We start from the raw sequence: 2285 nt of genomic DNA, 5'->3' as shown, positions 1-2285 counted from the left end.
CCTCCGCCCTCCGCCCTCTGCCCTCTGCCCTCTGCCCTCTGCCCTCTGCCCTCTGCCCTCTGCCCTCTGCCCTCTGCCCTCTGATCAGCGGATCAGCGGATCAGCGGATCAGCGCGTCATTCAGCGTCGAGCGCGTCCATCACGAAACGCACACGCGCCTGCACGTTCTCGCGCGGCAATTCGATCAGCCGGTAGCCATATGACGTGTAGCACTCGACCATCGCGTCGTAGGTGCGCACGGCTTCCGCGAAATCCTGCCGGCGCTCGGTGTCCTGCGCATAGATGTCCGGCCACGGCGGCGCGATGAACACGCGCCCGTGATAGCGGAAACGGCGGGCCGCGGCTTCCGCATGCGCGGGTACTGCCAGCCCCGTCAGCCGCAGGTAGCCGACCACGTCCGGCACGCCGCGATCGAAGAACACGGGCCCGCGCGCGTGGCGCGCGAGATCGTACGAACGCATCTCCCAGCTCAGCATCAGCTCGGCGAACGCAGCCGGGTCGCGCCACGGCAACGCGCGGCCGTCGATCGCCATCTGGTCGCGGATCACGCCGCGCCCGGCTTCCTGCGAGCGCGCGAAACCAGCATGCTCAAGCGCGTCGAGCAACGTGCTCTTGCCCGAACCCGGGCCACCGGTCACGACGAAGAAGCGGCGGGTGGCGTCGTCTTCCACGCCGGGCGCCGGTCCAGACTCACGCATGCGCAACCCGCCGGCCCGCGCGTCGCGTGACCGACGCGGCGGCCGCGACACTGCGCAAGTCGGCGACGAACGTATCGCGCCAGACCGACAGGTCGTTCCCGCGCAGCCGCGCGAGGTTCTCCTCGTGGCGTGCCTGCCGCTCCGCGAGCGGCATCGACAGCGCGCGCTCGAGCGCCTCGGCCATCTGCGACAGGTCGTACGGATTGACGAGGAGCGCACCGGTCAGCTCGGCGGCCGCGCCCGCGAACTCCGACAGCACGAGTACGCCCGGATCGGCCGGATCCTGCGACGCGACGTACTCCTTCGCAACGAGATTCATCCCGTCGCGCAACGGTGTCACGTAGCCGACCTGCGACATCCGGAAAAACGCCATCAGCAGGTTGCGCTCGTACTTGCGGTTCAGGTACTGGATCGGCGTCCAGTCGAGCTGCGAGAAGCGGCCGTTGATGCGGCCGGCCTCGCCTTCGAGCGTCTCGCGAATGTCCTGATAGGTCTTCACGTCGGAACGCGTCGGTGGCGCGATCTGCAGGAGCGACACGCGCCCTTGCCAGCCCGGCGCGTTCGCGAGCATTCGCTCGAACGACTGGAAGCGCTCGACGAGCCCCTTCGAATAATCGAGACGGTCGACGCTCATCACCAGCTTGCGGCCGTCGAGTGCCTCGCGCAGCATCTTCACCGGCTTGCGCGTGCTGTACTGGACGGCCGCCTGCGCGATCGCGTCGGGATGCACGCCGATCGGATAGGCGGCGACCTTCACGACGCGGCCATGCGCATGCAGCATCCCGTCGTCGCTGGCCGCGCCGATCCCGCGCCGCTCGATATAGTCGGTGAACGCCTGCTTGTCGGCCTCGGTCTGGAAGCCGGCCACGTCGTACGCGCACATGAACTTCACGAGCTCCTCGTGCGGCGGCACGAGACGCAGCATGTCGGGCGACGGAAACGGAATGTGCAGGAAGAAGCCGATCGGGTTCTTCACGCCGAGCTCGCGCAGGTAATGCGCGAACGGCAACAGGTGATAGTCGTGCACCCAGATCAGGTCGTCGGGACGCAGCAAGGCGGCGAGCTGCTTCGCGAGCATCGCGTTCACGCGCAAATAGCCCGCGTACTCCTGACGATCGAAGCGCGCGAGATCGCCGCGATAGTGAAACACCGGCCACAGCGTCGCATTCGAGAAGCCGCGGTAATACTGGTCGTAGTCGCGCCGGGTCAGGCCGACCGTCGCATAGGTGACGTTGCCGTCCCGCTGGATCGCGGGCTCGGTGTCAGGCGCGCCGACGATCTCGCCGTTCCAGCCGAACCAGACGCCGCCCGTCTTCTTCAGCGCGTCCATCACGCCGACCGCCAGGCCGCCCGCGCTCGGGCGCGTGTCCTCGCCGGCGGCGACACGGTTCGATACCACGATCAATCTGCTCATGCGGCTTCCCCTCCTCGATTCGATTGGCTGGCGCGCGGCGCGCGCCAAGGCGGACATGGCTGCCCGAGGGCGGCCGTGCGGCGATTCAGATGTGAGCAATGCAGGTGTGAAAGTCAGCGGCGGAATACGGCGGCAACGGCATCAGGCGTCCTGCTCCTGGCCGAGATCGCGCT

Annotated in this window: 2 protein-coding genes; both read right to left on the bottom strand. The window is 68.0% G+C overall.

Going from position 1 to position 2285, the window contains the following annotated elements; translation table 11 throughout:
• Positions 1-116 precede the first annotated feature (116 nt).
• A complete protein-coding gene (locus JYJ84_RS34555) occupies positions 117-698 on the bottom strand; it encodes an AAA family ATPase (protein WP_122946742.1) in 582 nt (193 codons plus the stop codon).
• Complete coding sequence (gene otsA / locus JYJ84_RS34550) at positions 691-2112, bottom strand: alpha,alpha-trehalose-phosphate synthase (UDP-forming) (RefSeq protein ID WP_175223612.1); 1422 nt, start codon at positions 2110-2112, stop codon at positions 691-693. The genes JYJ84_RS34555 and otsA overlap by 8 nt, the downstream gene beginning before the upstream one ends.
• Positions 2113-2285: the final 173 nt, after the last annotated feature.

The organism is Burkholderia sp. LMG 13014 (assembly GCF_905232215.1).
In the GTDB taxonomy this organism is placed as follows: domain Bacteria; phylum Pseudomonadota; class Gammaproteobacteria; order Burkholderiales; family Burkholderiaceae; genus Burkholderia.
The sequence above is the reverse complement of the archived record's forward strand: the minus strand, read 5'-3'. Positions and strand labels throughout refer to the sequence as shown.